The sequence below is a fragment of the Chelativorans sp. M5D2P16 genome, from assembly GCF_034427935.1.
Lineage (GTDB): Bacteria > Pseudomonadota > Alphaproteobacteria > Rhizobiales > Rhizobiaceae > Chelativorans.
On sequence record NZ_JAXQNM010000013.1, the window covers coordinates 378,202 to 392,729 of the forward strand.

Genomic DNA, 14,528 nt, shown 5'->3' on the forward strand with positions numbered 1-14,528 from the left:
ATCCTTTCAGCCATCATTCATGCCGCGTTTCCGGCAAAAACCGGAGGCACCCAGTCCCGGCCGGGGATCGAATCGAGAAGCTTGCGGGTATAGGCATGACGGGGCTCGGCGAAAACGGTGGCGGTGGGACCGATCTCGACGATGCGTCCCTTCTCCATCACTGCCACCCGGTCGCAGAGCTGGGCTGCCACCCTGAGGTCGTGTGTAACGAAGAGGAGCGAGAGCGACAACCGCTCGCGCAGGTCGGCCAGAAGCCGCAGCACCTGTGCCTGCACGGAGACGTCGAGAGCGGAGACCGGTTCGTCGGCGACAATGACCTTGGGATCCATGGCAAGCGCCCGGGCGATGCCGATGCGCTGGCGCTGGCCGCCGGAAAATTCGTGCGGGTAGCGCTCGGCCGCTGCTGGGCTGAGTTCGACAAGGGACAGCAGCTCACGGGTCCGCTCGTGTGCCTTGCGCGGGTTTTCCCCGTGCGTGATCGGGCCCTGTGCGATGATATCGACGACGCGCTTGCGCGGGTTGAGGGACGCCATCGGGTCCTGGAAGACCATCTGGATGTCGCGTCGCAGCGCCCGCAATGTGCCACGCCCTGCGGCCACCAGATCGGTGTCGCCGAGCATGATGGCGCCGCCGTCGGCATTCAGCAGCCTGGTCACACAGCGCGAAACGGTCGTCTTGCCGGATCCGCTTTCGCCCACCACGCCCAGCGTTTCGCCCTTTTTGAGCGTGAAGGAGACGTCGTCGACCGCGGCAACGGCATTGCGCTTGCGGCCGAACAGGCCGCCTTTCGCCTCGAATGTCTTCTTCAGGCGGTCAACGCGCAGGATCGCTGGCGCGTCGTCGAAGCTGCGGGATGGTGGTGGGCGCAGGGCCGGGACCGCCGCGATCAGCGCCTGCGTGTAGGGATGGCGCGGATGGTTCAAAACCTCTCTTGCCGGGCCCTGCTCGACCAGTTCCCCCTCCTTCAGAACGGCGACCCGATCGGCGATCTCGGCGACGACGCCGAAATCGTGGGTGATGAAGAGGACGCCCGTGCCGAGCCGCGCCTGCAACTCGCGGATAAGCTTCAGAACCTGCAGTTGTGTCGTCACGTCGAGCGCGGTGGTCGGCTCGTCGGCGATGATCAGCTTCGGCTCGAGCACCAACGCCATGGCGATCATGACGCGCTGACGCTGCCCGCCGGAGATCTGATGCGGATAGGCATTGATGGCGGAGTCCGGGTCCGGGATATGCACCTGCTCCAGCATTTCGTGCACGCGCGCCCGGCGCTCCTTCGCCGAAAGGGCGGTGTGAATGCGCAAGACCTCCTCGATCTGCCAGCCGACCGTCTTCTGCGGGTTCAGTGCCGTCATCGGCTCCTGGAAGATCATGGCCATGCGCCGGCCGCGCAGGCTGCGCATCCCGGCTGGCGAAAGCTGCGACAGGTCCTCTCCTTCGAAACGGATCCTGCCGCCGGCGATGTGCACGCGCGGTTCGGGTAGAAGCCGCATCACGGCGCCTGCGGCCATTGATTTTCCCGATCCGCTCTCGCCGACGAGGCAGACGATCTCGCCGGCCTTCACCGTCAGGTCCAGGCCGTCGAGTGCGAAGGGGCGATCGGCCCCCTCCGGCAGTGCCACGCGCAAGCCATCGATCTGGAGAATGGGATCGGTCGCGGTCTCGGCGGTCATGCCTTCTTCTGCCTCGGGTTGACGGCTTCGTTCAGCCCCTCGCCGATGAGGCTGAAGGCGAGCACGGTGACGATGATGGCGAGGCCGGGAATGGCGGCACAGTACCAGGCGGTGCGCAGCACCGCGCGCCCGGCGCCGATCATGTTGCCCCAGCTTGCGAAATTGGGGTCGCCGAGCCCGAGAAACGCGAGGGCCGATTCGAGCAGGATGGCGATTGCCATGATGACGGAGGCGAAGACGATGACTGGCGGCAGGGCGTTGGGCAGGATCTCGCGGAAGATGATGGAGATGTCGCCGACGCCGAGATTGCGGGCCGCTTCCACGAATTCGCGGCCGCGCAGCGACAGGAACTCCGCGCGCACGAGCCGCGCCGGAGCCGTCCACGAAACGATGCCGATGGCAAGGATCATGTTTTCAAGCGAGGAGCCGAGAATGGCGACCAGGGCGAGCAGGAGAACGAAATTCGGGATCGTCTGGAAGGCTTCGGTGATACGCATCAGCACATCATCGACCCAGCCGCCGAAATAGCCGGCGACCGCACCGACCACCGTGCCGATGGAAATAGCAAGTACGGTAGAGATTATGCCTATCAGGAGCGAGGTGCGGGCACCGTGGAAAATACCGGCGAGGATGTCGCGGCCGAGCTGGTCCGTGCCGAGCGGCGTCGCCCAGTCGGTAAAGGGAGGGACCAGCGGCTCGCCGGCGCGCCGCAGCGGGTCGGTGGGCTCCACGAAACCGGCGGTCGCCGCCATGAACAGGACCAGCCCCAAAAGGATAAGGCCCAGAACGGCGGCGCGGTTGCGCCGATAGCGGCGCCACAGAACGCGCCAGCCGGAAGGCGCCGATACCGCGACACTGCTTTCGAGGATGCTCATGAGAGTTCGATCCTCGAATCGAGACGCGCATAGAGCAGATCGATCAGGAAATTGACCACGATCACGACCACGGCACTCAGGAAAACGATACCCATCAGCATGTTCATGTCGCGCTGGATCACCGCCTGGTAGGCGAGTTGGCCGAGGCCGGGGAGCGTAAAGACCGTCTCCACCACCACCGAGCCGCCGAGGATGGTGGAAAACTGGACGCCGAGCAGCGTGACGACGGGCAGAAGCGCGTTGCGGGTGATGTGATGGAGCATCAGCCGCGCTTCGCCGGCGCCCTTGGCGCGGGCCGTGCGCACATAGTCGAGCTCGGCGACCTCGATCACGCTGGTGCGCATCAGCCGCATGTAGAGCGCCAGATAGATCAGCGACAGCGAGGCCGTCGGCATGATCAGGTGAAGCGCCACGTCCTTCACATATTCCCATCCGGTGTAGAAACTCGGAATCGTCTGGATGCCGCCGACCGGCAGCCAGCCAAGCTTCACCGAGAACAGGACGATCATCATCAGGCCGAGGAAAAAGCTTGGGGTGGCGTAAAAGATCAGCCCAAGCGTGCTGATGATGTTGTCGGTCAGAGAATAGGCGCGGCGCGCGGCAATGGCGCCGAGCACCGTGCCGATGGTGACGGCGAAGAAGAGGGATGAGACCATCAGCAGGAGGGTGGTGCCGAGCCGGTCCAAAAGCACCGTGGCAACGGGCTGCTCATGGACGAAGGACCAGCCGAAATCGAAACGCGCCAGCTTGGTCATGTAGATCCACAGCTGTGTCCAGACCGGCTGGTCGAGGCCGTATTCGGCCCGCAGCCGTGCGATCACCTGCGCATCGGCCCCGCCCATGTCGCCCACCAATGCGTCGACCGTATCGCCCGGGGCCAGTTTCAGGAGCAGGAAAGTCCCGATCATGATGATCAGGATGACCGGCACAGACTGGACGAGCCGTCTCAGCGCGTAACTCAACATGGACTTGCCGCCGTCCCACTGCGGTGACGGAGTCCGGGCACGGCCCTGCCGGTGACCGGAACTCCGTCGTCCGCCCTTGTTGCTACTGCTCGAGCCACAGATCGTACCACGAGGACGAATTCCACCGCGGCGTGTTGTGATGGTTCTTCAGCTTTTTGCTGGTCACCGAGATGAAGGGGTGCTCGATAGCGAAGATCACCGGCAGCTCCTCCATCGCGAGACGCTGGATCTCGTGATACATCTCGGCGCGCCTGTCCGGGTCGAGCTCGGAGGCGGCCTCGTCGATCATCCGGTCGAGTTCCGGGTTCTCGTAGCCGAACTGGTTCGACCACGGTGTGCCCGCCGGGGCACCGCTGCGCAGCCAAACCATGGTGGAGACGGCGGGGTCGGCCCGGAACTGGTGCCAGCCATTGGCGGTGTCGAAGTCGTGATCGCGGTAGACGCCGTTGAGAAAGCCCGGCGCATCATTGGTGAGGATTTCCACCTCGATGCCGATCTCGCGCATGGACTGGGCGAAGAACTCGCCCCAGAGCTGGGTGTATTCGCCCCAGGGCGCCGGCCGGTGCCTGAGGCGGAGGCGCACTCCGTCCTCGCCTTCCGGATATCCGGCTTCGTCGAGCAGGGCCCTGGCCTTCTCCGGGTCGTATTCATAGGTGGGTACGTCGTCGGTGTAGTTGGCCCCGCCGGTCGAAGGAATCGGGCCGCGCCCCGGCTTGGCATAGCCGCGCATGATCGTCTCGATGGCGCGATCTATATCCAGCCCATGATAGATCGCCTGGCGCACGCGCACATCCGCCAGCGCTTCGTTGCGGTGATTGAACTCGATCGTGCTGTGGGCGACGTTGTTCTCGTAGCCCTTGGTGCCGACGTCGAAGTTCGGGTTTTCGGACAACCGCACGATGTCGGCCATGGAAACGCCGATGAACCCGGATTCCTGCACCTCGCCGGCCTCCAGCGCCGCGGCGGCGGCCGAGCGGTCGGTGATGAACCGCCACACGATGCGGTCGAGATAGGGATATTCCTCGCCGCGCCAGTAATCCTCGTTTCGTTCCGCGATCACATACTGGCCGCGTTCATACTCCACGAACTTGAACGGCCCGGTGCCGATCGGGGCGGCATTCAGTTCGTTGCGCAGGAAGTCCGTGCCTTCATAGAGATGCTTCGGGAGTGGGTGTCCAAGGTCGGGCATCGCCGCCACCATGAGCTCCAGCGGCATCGGGCGCGCATAGTGGAAGACGGCCGTGTGCGGATCGGGGCAATCGACCGCCTCCAGATCCGCCTGCAGGGTGGAGCTGTAATTGAGGAGCTCCTTCCAGAAGTTCATCGCCGTGAAGGAGACGTCCTCGCAAGTGAATGGCTCCCCGTCATGCCACTGCACGCCCTCGCGCAGCTTGAAGGTGATTTCCAGGCCGTCGTCCGAGGAGGACCAGTCGGTGGCGAGAACGCCCACATAGCCATCGTAGGTCAGATCGATGAGCGGCTCGACGATCTTGCCGGAAATCTCGTAGACGCCCGTGGAGGCGCGCAGGGCCGGGTTGAGCACGCGCTGCTCGGAAACCATGTGAACAATGACGGTGCCCCCGCGCTGCACTTCTTCGTCCTGGGCGAATGCCGGCGTCGAGACGGCAGCAAATACCAGAGCACCGGTGAGTGACGGCGCAAGCCATCGCAATGTCTTGAACATTTTTTCCTCTTTGTTGGCCCGAGAAACCCGTTATCCCCTATTATCGTCGCAATGCTTTTCGATTGAAGTCAACAGAAAATTTTCTCACTATTGAGGTGGATGAGATATTGATGCTCTTTTTGCTCAATATGTGAGCACAATATCTGTTGAAAGGCCAAACGATGCAGTATGAGATTGCAGGATGGCTGGTCTAAGCGACCGGTACGGGCCTCGCGATGGCGCTCACCTTAGTGGAAACCGGAGACGGCGCGCAGAGGGCCTTGGAAGGATGGCGGGGAGATGAAGCAGACCGGCGGCTCTGCCGTTGTCACGCTCTGGCATGCGCGCCGCGCGCCCGATGTGGGGCGCATGATCCAGCCCGGGAAGGCCGTATCAACGAGATCGTCACGACCGGCTGAAAGATGAGGCAAAGGAGACCGCATGACCCACCCCGTCACCGGCATCGACCATTGTTATCTCCTTGTCGAGGACCTCGACCGCAGCCAGGCGCAATTCGAGCGGCTGGGCTTCACCGTTTCTCCGCGCGGAATGCACAGCCCGGCGATGGGCTCGGCCAACCACACCATCATGTTTCCGGAAGATTACTTCGAGCTCCTGGGGATGGTTGCCGAAACTGCGGTCAATGCAGACAGGCGAGATCTCCTCAGCCGGGACGGGGAAGGCCTCTACGCGATCGCCTGCCGCGCCGGCGATCTACGGCTTGCCGAAACGCAGCTCGCCGCGCTCGCCATCGCGACGGGTGAGCGGCGCGATTTCGAACGTCCGGTTCCCTTGCCGGGCGGCGGCGAGGGGAGAGCGGCTTTCTCCGTGCTGCCCTTTGCGCCGCACGAGGTGCCGGTAGGGCTTGCCTTCATGTGTCAGCATCATACGCCGGAGACGGTGTGGCTGCCGGAGCTTTTGGACCACCGCAACGGCGCCAGGGGCCTGGCCGGGGCGGTGGCGGCGCCGGATGATCCCGAACAGGCGGCGCAAGCCTATGCACGGCTGTTCGCCGCCGGCACCGTCACGCCGGTTCCGGGCGGATGGAAGGTCGAGACCGGATCGGCTCCGCTGACGTTCCTCAAGGACGAGGCGTTGCGTGCGCGCTATGCGGACATTGATCTATCCGCTACGCCGAAAAGCGGCTTCGCCGTCCTCCAGATCCTTGTCGATGATCTGAAGAGGGCGCGGGGGGTGCTCGACGAGGCTGGCGTAACGGGACACGAGACCGAACGGGGGATCGCGGTGGCGCCCGCGGATGCCAGCGGCGCGGCGATCGAGTTCTGCGCGCCATGACCGACAGTGCCCGCGACAACGTCAGAAGCGGCGCCCGGAGCGCGCCCGGCACGCGCGCGCTCGACGATATCGATCGCAAGATCCTGGAGGCCCTCCAGCGCGATAGCGACCGCGCCGTGAGCGAGATCGCCGAAGAGGTCAAGCTTTCCTCCACGCCCTGTTGGCGGCGTATCCGCCGGCTCGAGGAGAGCGGGATCGTCAAGCGGCGCGTGGCCCTCGTCGACCGGCGGTTGCTCAACGTCGCCATGACGATCTTCATCGGCGTCAAAGCACCGCGCCACGAGATGCGGTGGCTCGAGGCCTTTCGCGCGTTGATCGAGGACGTGCCCGAGATCGTCGAGGCCTACCGCCTGACGGGGGACACCGATTACATCGTCAAGGTGGTGGTGCCGGACATCGAGACCTACGACGCGGTGTATAAGAAAATGATTTCCACGCTGGAGTTTTCCGAGATCAACTCCTCCATCAGCATGGAGGAGTTGAAGTTCACCACGGCGGTGCCGACGCGCTACGCCTGACGGACGATGCGGCTTCTGGATTCGACTCGCGCCTTGAATGACAGCTGTCAAGTCATGTCGAATATTCCGTAGGCGCCGCAGCCGTCAGCCATTCACCGATGTGCGGGGCGAATCTCGATAGAGCCGCTTTAAAGCAATTCCAGGAAAAGTGGAAACCGGTTTTCCGTCTGGAGTTGCGCAGATCAAATCGTTCGATCTAAAGCGGCTTTCTAACCCATTTCGAGATGACACCGACGAGCCCCTCGCGGAACAGGAGCACGGCGACGACGAAGATCGCGCCCTGGATGACTGTCACCCATGCGCCGAAGGTGGCGAGATAGTTCTGCATGGTGACGATCACCGCTGCGCCGGCGATCGGGCCGAAGACCGTGCCCATGCCGCCGAGCAACGTCATCAGAACCACCTCCCCCGACATGGTCCAATGCACATCGGTGAGCGAAGCGAGCTGGAAGACGATCGCCTTGGTGGCGCCGGCAAGCCCGGCAAGGGTCGCCGAAAGCGTGAAGACCGCCAGCTTGTAGCGGTCCACCCGATAGCCGAGCGAAACCGCGCGCGGCTCGTTCTCGCGCACCGCCTTCAGCACCTGCCCGAAGGGCGAATGGATGATGCGGTAGATGACGAGCAACCCGCCGAAGACGATCGCCAGCACGACGAAATAGAGCGTCAGGTCGGAGCGCAGGCTGATGAGCCCGAAGAGATGGCCGCGCGGCACGGCCTGGATACCGTCCTCGCCACCGGTGAAGGGTGCCTGCAGCGAAAAGAAATAGACCATCTGTGCAAAGGCGAGTGTCACCATTGCGAAATAGATGCCCTGCCGGCGGATGGCGAGCGCGCCGAAGACAACTCCGAGCAGGGCGGCGGTCAGCGTTCCCGTCAGGATCGCGAGTTCCGGGGTGAAGCCCCACACCTTGGCCGCGTGCGCGGACAGATAGCTGGCGGCGCCGAAATAGGCGGCGTGGCCGAAGGAAAGCAGCCCGCCGAAACCGAGCAACAGGTTGAAGGCGCAGGCGAAGAGCGCGAAGCACAGCACCTTCATCAGGAAGACGGGGTAGAGCACGAAGGGAGCGACCAGCGAGACGGCGAGAAGCGCCAGGAAGATTGCCGCGTGGAGGCGCGGCATGCCGGCCGCGGCGTTTTGCGGCCGGACCGCATTCTCCCCGGTCTCGGTTGTCGTGACCATCACGCGGTCCTCCCGAACAGGCCGGCCGGCTTGACGAGAAGCACGATTGCCATGATGACGAAAATGACCACCGCCGAGCCTTCCGGATAGAAGACCTTGGTCAGGCCCTCGACGATGCCCAGGCCGAAGCCGGTGAGGATGGAGCCGAGGATGGATCCCATGCCGCCGATGACCACGACGGCGAAGACGACGATGATGAGGTCGGCGCCCATGTTGGGATTAACGGTGTAGATCGGAGCGGCCAGCACGCCGGCGAGGGCGGCCAGACCGACGCCGAAGCCGTAGGTCAGCGTGATCATGCGCGGAACGTTGACACCGAAGGCACCGACGAGCGTCGGGTTTTCGACCGCGGCGCGCAGATAGGCGCCGAGCCGGGTCTTCTCGATGACGAGCCAGGTGGCGAGGCATACGATGAGGGAAGCAACCACCACCCAGGCGCGATAGACCGGCAGGAACATGAAACCGAGATTGTAGCCGCCCGTCAGGATTGCGGGAATGGAGTAGGGCAGGCCGGAGACGCCGTAGTAGTTTCGGAACAGGCCCTGGATGATGAGGGCGAGGCCGAACGTCAGCAGGAGCCCGTAAAGGTGGTCGAGGTGGTAGAGTCTCGAGATGAGCAGGCGCTCGACAACGACCCCGGTGATCCCGACGATCACGGGTGCAAGGGCGAGCGCCCACCAATAGCCGACGCCGAGATAGTGGAGCAGCATCCAGGCCACGAACGCGCCCATCATATACTGCGCGCCGTGCGTGAAATTGATGATGTTGAGCATGCCGAAGATGACGGCGAGCCCCAGACTGAGCATGGCATAGAACGAGCCGTTGATCAGCCCGAGCAGAAGCTGCCCGAACAGAGCCTGCGGCGCAATTCCGAGGAGCTCGAACATGAAGCCTCCCATCGGCCTTCACGAAGACGGCATGCCGACGCAGCGGCATGCCGCCCGTGTCGGCGCGGATTACTGGACCAGTTCGCAGCCACCTTCTTCCATCGGCCTGAACGCCTGATCGGCCGGAATGGTGCGGACGACGTTGTAGTAGTCCCACGGGCCCTCCGATTCCTCGGGGCTCTTCACCTGGAGGAGATAGAGGTCGTGGATCTTGCGGCCGTCCTGGCGCACCTCACCCTGCCCGAACAGCGGGTCGTCCGTGGGCGTTTCCTTCATCTTGGCCATGACGGCCTCGGAATCCTTCGTGCCCGCCGCCTCGACGGCCTTGAGGTAGTGCAGGATCGACGAATAGACACCGGCATGCACCATGGTCGGCATGCCGCCGTGCCTCTCGTTGAAGCGCTGCGACCACTCCCGTGTCTCGTCATTGACGTCCCAGTAGAAGGATTCGGTCAGCATAAGCCCCTGCGCGGTCTCGAGCCCGAGCGCATGGACGTCGGTGATGAAGATGAGAAGGCCGGCAAGGTCCTGGCCGCCCTGCATGATGCCGAACTCGGCCGCCTGCTTGATGGCGTTGGTGGTGTCCGCGCCGGCATTGGCCAGTCCGATCACCTCGGCGCCCGAGGCCTGTGCCTGAAGCAGGAAGGAGGAAAAGTCCTGGGCCGGGAAGGGATGGCGCACAGTGCCCAGAACTTCGCCGCCGGATTCCTCGACCACAGCCGCGGTGTCGCGCTCCAGTGCGTGCCCGAAGGCATAGTCGGCGGTCAGGAAGAACCAGGTGTCGCCGCCTTCCTGCACCATGGCTCGGCCCGTACCGTGGGCGAGCGCCCAGGTGTCGTAGGTCCAGTGGATGGTGTTGGGCGAGCACTGCTCTCCCGTCAGCTCGGAGGCGGCCGCGCCGGAGACCAGGAAAATCTTGTTCTTTTCACGGGTGATCTGATTGACGGCCAGCGCCACCGAGGAGGTGGGCACGTCGGCGATGACGTCGACATTCTCCTCGTCATACCACTGGCGGGCGATATTGGAGCCGACATCCGGCTTGTTCTGGTGGTCGGCGGAAACGATCTCGACACCGATGCCCTTTTCCTCGGCGCCAAAATCCTCGACCGCCATGCGGGCGGCCACCACCGAGCCCTCGCCGGAGAGGTCCGCGTAGGTGCCGGAGCGGTCGTTGAGCACGCCGATCTTGACCGAGATGTCCTGCGCCAGCGCGGATCCCGCCGTCAGGGCCGCGGCGAGCGACGCGAGAATGAACGATGCCTTCTTCATGCCAGTCTCCTCCTCTTTTTCGACGCCTTTCGCGCCTTTCCTCGTTCCTCAGACGCCCAGATAGGCGTGCAGCTTGTCGATATTGGCGTCGAGTTCCTCATTGGGGATCATGTCTGCGACCTTCCCCTGCTCGACGATGAAATGCCGGTCCGCCACGGAAGAAGCGAAGCGGAAGTTCTGCTCCACCAGAATCATCGTGAAGCCCTCCTGCTTCAGCCTGGCGATGGTGGCGCCGATCTGCTGCACGATCACCGGCGCGAGCCCCTCGGTGGGCTCGTCGAGCAGCAGGAGCTTGGCTCCGGTGCGCAGGATGCGGGCGATGGACAGCATCTGCTGCTCGCCGCCCGACAGCTTGGTTCCCTGACTGGAAAGCCGCTCCTGGAGATTGGGGAAGAGCTGGAAGATGCGCTCCACCGGGAGCCCGCCGGGGCGTACCTGCGGCGGCAGCATCAGGTTTTCCTCCACGGTGAGGCTGGAGAAGATCCCCCGTTCCTCAGGCACGTAGCCGATGCCGAGCCGGGCAATGGCGCGGGCGGGCAGGCCGATGGTCTCGCGCCCGTCGAACTTCACTGAGCCGGCGCGTTTGCCGAGGATGCCCATGATCGCCTTCAGCGTGGTGGTCTTGCCTGCGCCGTTGCGCCCCAGGAGCGTGACGACCTCGCCGCGGCGCACGTCGAAGGTGACTCCGTGCAACACATGGCTCTCGCCGTACCAGCCCTGAAGTCCGTCGATCGACAAGAGCGGCGCTGCGGCCTCGGCCGGAGCCGGGCGGTCGGCAAGGGCGGCCTCAGGCATGTTCGACTCCGATATAGGCTTCGATCACCTGTGGGTTGGACGACACGGTGGCATAGTCGCCTTCCGCAAGCACTCTGCCGCGTGACAGTACCGTGATCCGGTCGGACAGCGAAGCCACGACGGAAAGGTTATGCTCCACCATGAGGATGGTGCGGTCGGCCGAAATGCGCTTGATGAGCGTGGAGATGCGCTCGATGTCCTCTTGCGCCATGCCGGCCGTCGGCTCGTCCAGAAGCAGCATCTCGGGATCGAGCGCCAGCGTGGTGGCGATCTCCAGTGCCCGCTTGCGGCCATACGGAAGCTCGGTGGCGAGCGTGTCGGCGAAGTTCGACAAGCCCACCTCCTCGAGCAGTGTGCCGGCCTCGCCGTTGAGGTGGCCCAGAACGCGCTCCGAGCGCCAGAAATCGAAGCTGCCGCCGCGCCGGCTCTGCAGGGCAATGCGCACATTTTCGAGTGCCGTCATATGCGGGAAGACGGCGGAGATCTGGAACGAGCGGACGAGACCGAGGCGCGCGATGTCGGCCGGCGCCATGCGGGTGATGTCGCGTCCGTTATAGACGATCTTTCCGCGGGTCGGCTGCAGGAACTTTGTGAGCAGGTTGAAGCAGGTGGTCTTGCCGGCGCCGTTGGGCCCGATCAGCGCGTGAATCGTGCCGCGCGCGACCTCAAGGTCGACGCCGTTGACCGCCAGGAACCCTTTGAATTCCTTGGTCAAGCCGGCCGCTGAAAGGATCACCTCCCCAGCCATTTCCTCCCGATCTCCTCTTCCCCGGATCTTGGCGTCCAGGTTGGACCTCAGACGCTATAGGGCCTTTCCGGCGGAGTCAATATTTTTCATTGGCGAGTAAAAGTGTTCATATGTATGAACAAAGCATGCGACCAAGGGAGGAGCGCATGCGGGTAAGACAAATCGAAAACCTTCTCGATCTTCTGGAAGTCTATGCGCGGCAGAAGACGCCGCTGACGCTGACGGCCTTGTCGAATGCGCTGGACATACCCAAGTCCAGCACCTTCAACCTCATCGAGACGCTGCTTGCGCGCGGCTTTCTGTACGAGACGCGGCCGCGCGGCGGCTTCTATCCGACGGGGCGCCTGCTCGATCTGGCCCGGGCCATGACGGAAGGCGACACGCTCCTCCAGCGCATCCACGGGGAATTGGAGGCGCTCGCCGAAGAGACGGGCGAGACCACGCTCCTGGCCGTGCGCGACCATGCCGACGTCGTCTATGTGGATGTCGTGGAATCGCAGGCCCACATCCGCTATTTCGCGAAGGTGGGGGACCGCCGCCCGATCTATACGACCTCCAGCGGCAAGGCCATTCTCACCACCTATCCGCCGGCGGAGCGGGAGCGCATCCTGTCGGCGCTCACCTATGTCCCCCACCAGGAAACGACCGTAAGGAACGCCCGGGAACTGGAGCAGCGGCTCGAGGAGGCCATAGCGCGCGGCTGGTGCGAGGATCATGCCGAGTTCACGCCGGACGTGATGGGCCTCGGCATACCCATCTTCGACGGGGAAAGGCGCTTCGGCCTTGCCGTTGCCGGACCGCTCTATCGCCTTTTGGGAAGGCGCGCCGACATCGCCGCCATGCTGCGTGCGGCCAGGGAGCGGATTCAGCGGATCATGGGGCGCGGCACGTTCGTGCAAGCCGGGTAGAGCGCTTTTCCGGCTAATCAAGTCGGCCGACTGCAGGGGCCCGGCCCGGCCCGCCGGGCACGCGCCTGTCATCGGAACGGCGGTGCAGTTCCGGCTGCTTTTTTCGTGAGTTGCGCTTGCATCCGACGGATGACATCGTTCGACACATCCGGTGCTCGGTGCTGGGCCTGTGCGGGGTGGCCCTCAACGAGGGCGCATCAGGGTTTCCGGGCCGGCAACTCGTTTATTACGCAATCTTTACCAGGAGCATACTCTGTGTATATTGTTATCACATCTGGCCGGTTTATCAAGATATTCGCGAAAGTCGGAGGTGGGGCACTGGGGGGACTGTTCAGGCGCATGTCGAGGGGCGGCAGTACCGAACTGCTTCATCAATGTAGGTTCCTTTTTATCGGAGCGGATTTCTGCCGCGCCCGCGCCAGGGCAGCGGAATGCTGAACAAGCCGGACGCGTTGCGCCGTTTCGAGGAACAGCGGCGTCAGATAAACAACGAGGCATTGAAGATTGTCCCCGAGGAGGCAGGGCCAAGGGCGGCACTGGTGATGGGAGGCGTTGTCTATTCCCTGCGGCCGCCAGGCTCGCAGACGTTTAATCTGGACAGTAGTCATTTCGTTGCCGTCATTCTTGCACCTTGCCGCGGCTTTGCAGCGAAGTTCGGCGCCGACGAGCCACCGGAGTTTGACGCGCCCGTCGGCACAACGGTGGTCCGCCCCATCGGCTGGGAAAGCACGTTGAGTTGGTCGTCGACCATCGAAAAAACGCTGGTGTCAATCGACCGGCATGCATTCCAGGAACTTGCGGAGAATGAATTCGACACCGACGACCTGGAGTTGCGCGCGCCGGCTGCTCCCGTGGTGGACCCGTGGGCGTTGCAACTTGCAGAAAGGATAAAGCTGGAACTCAAGCAAGGCGGCCCGCTCAACGAGCTTTACCTGGATTCGGTTGTAACCCTTCTGGCCGTCCACCTCCTGCGCAATTACGTCCGCGTCAGGAAGGAGCCCAGCGTCAGCGGCGGACTCCCGCAGCGGGAAGCGAAAAGGGTGCAGGAATACCTGGCCGAAAACTTTACCCGCAAACTGTCCGTCGGCGAACTTGCGGCGCTCTGCAACCATTCACCCAATCACTTCATCCAGGCATTTACGAAGACGTTCGGACAGCCGCCTTACAAGTTCCTCACCAACATGCGGCTCGATTTTGCCGAGCGTCTGCTCGTCGAAACGGATTACACCTTCGGCGAGGTGGCTTTTCTCAGCGGTTTTTCGAGCCAGAGTCACCTGACGAGCACGTTGAGCAGGTTGAGGGGCATGACTCCAGCGAAGGTTCGCAAGAGCAAGTAAACCCTATATCCTCTCAATTTTTATTCCACTTCAGGTAGAATTTACGTTGTGGCGGTTCTGCAACAGTGACGTCGCTATTTTTGTGCAGTTCGTAGGACTATGAAATCTCTGTGTAGATCTGAAATACATCCGTGAACTGTTATGCACAATGCACCCGTCGGTGATCTCCGATGTTGGGCGCACCCTGCCGAGGCGTTGATGCGGCATACGGAATCCGAGGGGGATTCCAATGCGACGCCGAGGCGGGGCGACGAGTGTCAGCGCAAGGCCGCCCACCAGCGGACGATCCACATGCGAGGGGTCATTTATGCGCTATCTTCCTTTGCTTTCAGCAGCAGTGCGCGGCGCCGGTGCAAGCCTTGGCCGTATCGGTGCTCGGCTCACATGCGTTGCGGCGGGGCTCGGCGCCTTCGCCCT

The 14,528-nt window shown here is 63.4% G+C and carries 13 protein-coding genes; 4 read left to right on the top strand and 9 right to left on the bottom strand.

What is annotated here, in order from left to right:
- Window positions 1–17: 17 nt before the first annotated feature.
- The 4 genes from SIN08_RS09120 to SIN08_RS09135 all read right to left on the bottom strand — a co-directional run bounded on the left by SIN08_RS09120 (window position 18) and on the right by SIN08_RS09135 (window position 5,194).
- Window positions 18–1,670 carry an ABC transporter ATP-binding protein gene (locus tag SIN08_RS09120; protein ID WP_322451249.1) on the bottom strand — a complete coding sequence of 551 codons (1,653 nt, stop codon included), beginning with the start codon at window positions 1,668–1,670 and terminating at the stop codon, window positions 18–20.
- Entirely contained in the window at window positions 1,667–2,545 is an 879-nt protein-coding gene (locus SIN08_RS09125; protein ID WP_322451250.1) for an ABC transporter permease, read from the bottom strand. Before SIN08_RS09125 ends, SIN08_RS09120 begins: the two co-directional genes overlap by 4 nt.
- Window positions 2,542–3,510, bottom strand: a complete 969-nt coding sequence (locus tag SIN08_RS09130; RefSeq protein WP_322451251.1) for an ABC transporter permease — start codon at window positions 3,508–3,510, stop codon at window positions 2,542–2,544. The genes SIN08_RS09125 and SIN08_RS09130 overlap by 4 nt, the downstream gene beginning before the upstream one ends.
- Window positions 3,511–3,592: 82 nt before the next feature.
- Window positions 3,593–5,194 carry an ABC transporter substrate-binding protein gene (locus SIN08_RS09135; protein WP_322451252.1) on the bottom strand — a complete coding sequence of 534 codons (1,602 nt, stop codon included), beginning with the start codon at window positions 5,192–5,194 and terminating at the stop codon, window positions 3,593–3,595.
- Between the two features lie 420 nt (window positions 5,195–5,614).
- Between SIN08_RS09135 and SIN08_RS09140 the strand changes: the two genes are divergently transcribed.
- Together SIN08_RS09140 and SIN08_RS09145 are read left to right on the top strand one after the other, a co-directional pair.
- On the top strand, window positions 5,615–6,469 hold the full coding sequence (locus tag SIN08_RS09140) for a VOC family protein (RefSeq protein ID WP_322451253.1): 855 nt from the start codon (window positions 5,615–5,617) through the stop codon (window positions 6,467–6,469).
- Window positions 6,466–6,987, top strand: a complete 522-nt coding sequence (locus SIN08_RS09145; protein WP_322451254.1) for an Lrp/AsnC family transcriptional regulator — start codon at window positions 6,466–6,468, stop codon at window positions 6,985–6,987. Before SIN08_RS09140 ends, SIN08_RS09145 begins: the two co-directional genes overlap by 4 nt.
- A gap of 196 nt (window positions 6,988–7,183) precedes the next feature.
- Here the strand turns inward: SIN08_RS09145 and SIN08_RS09150 are convergent, their stop codons facing one another.
- The 5 genes from SIN08_RS09150 to SIN08_RS09170 all read right to left on the bottom strand — a co-directional run bounded on the left by SIN08_RS09150 (window position 7,184) and on the right by SIN08_RS09170 (window position 11,866).
- Window positions 7,184–8,167 (bottom strand): branched-chain amino acid ABC transporter permease, encoded by a 984-nt coding sequence (locus SIN08_RS09150; RefSeq protein WP_416208043.1) that lies wholly within the window; start codon window positions 8,165–8,167, stop codon window positions 7,184–7,186.
- Window positions 8,167–9,054: a branched-chain amino acid ABC transporter permease gene (locus tag SIN08_RS09155; RefSeq protein ID WP_322451255.1), complete on the bottom strand. Its 888-nt coding sequence runs from the start codon at window positions 9,052–9,054 to the stop codon at window positions 8,167–8,169. Before SIN08_RS09155 ends, SIN08_RS09150 begins: the two co-directional genes overlap by 1 nt.
- 69 nt (window positions 9,055–9,123) lie before the next feature.
- Window positions 9,124–10,323: an ABC transporter substrate-binding protein gene (locus tag SIN08_RS09160; RefSeq protein ID WP_322451256.1), complete on the bottom strand. Its 1,200-nt coding sequence runs from the start codon at window positions 10,321–10,323 to the stop codon at window positions 9,124–9,126.
- Window positions 10,324–10,371: 48 nt separating this feature from the next.
- Entirely contained in the window at window positions 10,372–11,118 is a 747-nt protein-coding gene (locus tag SIN08_RS09165; RefSeq protein ID WP_322451257.1) for an ABC transporter ATP-binding protein, read from the bottom strand.
- Window positions 11,111–11,866 carry an ABC transporter ATP-binding protein gene (locus tag SIN08_RS09170; protein ID WP_322451258.1) on the bottom strand — a complete coding sequence of 252 codons (756 nt, stop codon included), beginning with the start codon at window positions 11,864–11,866 and terminating at the stop codon, window positions 11,111–11,113. The genes SIN08_RS09165 and SIN08_RS09170 overlap by 8 nt, the downstream gene beginning before the upstream one ends.
- A gap of 146 nt (window positions 11,867–12,012) precedes the next feature.
- Between SIN08_RS09170 and SIN08_RS09175 the strand changes: the two genes are divergently transcribed.
- Together SIN08_RS09175 and SIN08_RS09180 are read left to right on the top strand one after the other, a co-directional pair.
- Window positions 12,013–12,774, top strand: a complete 762-nt coding sequence (locus tag SIN08_RS09175; protein WP_322451259.1) for an IclR family transcriptional regulator — start codon at window positions 12,013–12,015, stop codon at window positions 12,772–12,774.
- A gap of 431 nt (window positions 12,775–13,205) precedes the next feature.
- Entirely contained in the window at window positions 13,206–14,111 is a 906-nt protein-coding gene (locus SIN08_RS09180) for an AraC family transcriptional regulator (RefSeq protein ID WP_322451260.1), read from the top strand.
- The last annotated feature ends 417 nt before the right edge of the window (window positions 14,112–14,528 follow it).

Excerpts from the sequence above, each read along its gene's own strand:
- SIN08_RS09125 (WP_322451250.1), bottom strand. The coding sequence starts at position 2,545 with ATGAGCATCCTCGAAAGCAGTGTCGCGGTATCGGCGCCTTCCGGCTGG.
- SIN08_RS09165 (WP_322451257.1), bottom strand. The coding sequence starts at position 11,118 with ATGCCTGAGGCCGCCCTTGCCGACCGCCCGGCTCCGGCCGAGGCCGCA.
- SIN08_RS09135 (WP_322451252.1), bottom strand. The coding sequence starts at position 5,194 with ATGTTCAAGACATTGCGATGGCTTGCGCCGTCACTCACCGGTGCTCTG.
- SIN08_RS09120 (WP_322451249.1), bottom strand. The coding sequence starts at position 1,670 with ATGACCGCCGAGACCGCGACCGATCCCATTCTCCAGATCGATGGCTTG.
- SIN08_RS09130 (WP_322451251.1), bottom strand. The coding sequence starts at position 3,510 with ATGTTGAGTTACGCGCTGAGACGGCTCGTCCAGTCTGTGCCGGTCATC.
- SIN08_RS09170 (WP_322451258.1), bottom strand. The coding sequence starts at position 11,866 with ATGGCTGGGGAGGTGATCCTTTCAGCGGCCGGCTTGACCAAGGAATTC.
- SIN08_RS09145 (WP_322451254.1), top strand. The coding sequence starts at position 6,466 with ATGACCGACAGTGCCCGCGACAACGTCAGAAGCGGCGCCCGGAGCGCG.
- SIN08_RS09155 (WP_322451255.1), bottom strand. The coding sequence starts at position 9,054 with ATGTTCGAGCTCCTCGGAATTGCGCCGCAGGCTCTGTTCGGGCAGCTT.
- SIN08_RS09140 (WP_322451253.1), top strand. The coding sequence starts at position 5,615 with ATGACCCACCCCGTCACCGGCATCGACCATTGTTATCTCCTTGTCGAG.
- SIN08_RS09150 (WP_416208043.1), bottom strand. The coding sequence starts at position 8,167 with ATGGTCACGACAACCGAGACCGGGGAGAATGCGGTCCGGCCGCAAAAC.
- SIN08_RS09175 (WP_322451259.1), top strand. The coding sequence starts at position 12,013 with ATGCGGGTAAGACAAATCGAAAACCTTCTCGATCTTCTGGAAGTCTAT.
- SIN08_RS09180 (WP_322451260.1), top strand. The coding sequence starts at position 13,206 with ATGCTGAACAAGCCGGACGCGTTGCGCCGTTTCGAGGAACAGCGGCGT.
- SIN08_RS09160 (WP_322451256.1), bottom strand. The coding sequence starts at position 10,323 with ATGAAGAAGGCATCGTTCATTCTCGCGTCGCTCGCCGCGGCCCTGACG.